The 1185-nt window shown below is 75.7% G+C and carries 1 protein-coding gene and 1 pseudogene; both read left to right on the forward strand.

The annotated features are described in order from the left end of the window. Nucleotides 1-851, forward strand: an 851-nt coding sequence (locus HW445_RS31795; RefSeq protein WP_180224229.1) for an RICIN domain-containing protein, incomplete at its 5' end; no start/stop codon positions are given. A 72-nt stretch (nucleotides 852-923) separates the two neighbouring features. Beyond that, nucleotides 924-1185 (forward strand): annotated as a pseudogene (locus HW445_RS31800) (hypothetical protein); the annotation flags it as partial.

The raw sequence follows: 1185 nt of genomic DNA on the forward strand, positions 1-1185 counted from the left end.
ACGGCGCCGCCGGAGAGAGGTCCGGGAAGAAGCCGGCGCGCACGGAGGCCGAGCCGCGGCGCCGCACCCGCTTCCTGCCCGTGATCATCCCCGTCGTCCTCGGCGTGGGGACCACCCTGCTGGTCCAGCTGCTCCCCTACGTCACCGACGCGACGGACGACCGGGCGTCCGGCCCCGGTCCCGAGACCTCGGTGAGCGCCCCGGCGACGGCGGGTGCGGCCCTCCCCGGCACCGCGTCCGGCACGCCGTCGGAGAAGGCGGGCTCGTCGAAGTCCCCCGGCACGTCACCGAGCCCCTCCGGGAAGGGGGGCGAGGACGACGAGGCCACCGGTTCGGGCGGCGCCGGTTCCGGTTCCGGTTCCGGCGGGGCGGACACGGGCGATCAGGGCTCCGGTTCGGGTTCGGGCGGCTCCTCCAGCGCCTCGGGCGGCTCGGACGGGGGAACCTCCGGCGGATCGTCGGGCGGGTCCACCGGCGGCTCCACCACCTCGGGCGGGTCGACCGGCGGCGGCGTCACCACCGGTCCCACCATCCAGAACGTCTCGACCTCGAAGTGCCTGAACGCCGGGCCCGGCAACGCCTCCGCGGGTTCCTGCTCGGGGGCCGCCTCCGCCTGGTCGTTCCGCTCGGTGTCCGGCGGGGTCCAGATCGTGTCCCAGAGCAGCGGGCAGTGCCTCGCCTCCTACGGCAGTGTCCACATGGGCGCGTGCGGCACCGGCGACACCCAGGTGTGGACCCGCGGTTCCGACGGCACCCTCCGGGTCAGGAGCACCGGCGAGTGCCTGGGGGTCAACGGCTTCCTCCTCCTCCACCAGACCTGCAACGGCTCGGCCACCCAGCGCTGGCGCTGAAGGACTGCGCCCGGCTGGAACCGGCGGACACCCGGCGTGCCGTGACCGTTTCCTCCCGGTACGCCCTGCATCGTGCGTGGTGTGAACCCGATGCTCGCCGCCCTCGTACCGTCGCCCGCCCGCCGGAAGACCTCCGTGGCGAAGCCGCCCGGGCCCCCCGCGCCCGGCGGGCGGACCCGCCGCACCGTGCCCACCGTCGTCACCGCGCTGGGCCTGTTCGCCGCCGCACGGCTCGCCGGCGTCCTGTTCCTGGCCCTGCTGGCGCGCGCCGAGGGCCAGGACACCACCGCGCTGCTGGGCCGCACCTGGGACTCGCTCTGGTACATCGGGATCG

Source organism: Streptomyces sp. UH6 (genome assembly GCF_013421635.1).
Classification (GTDB): Bacteria; Actinomycetota; Actinomycetes; order Streptomycetales; family Streptomycetaceae; genus Streptomyces; species Streptomyces abyssomicinicus.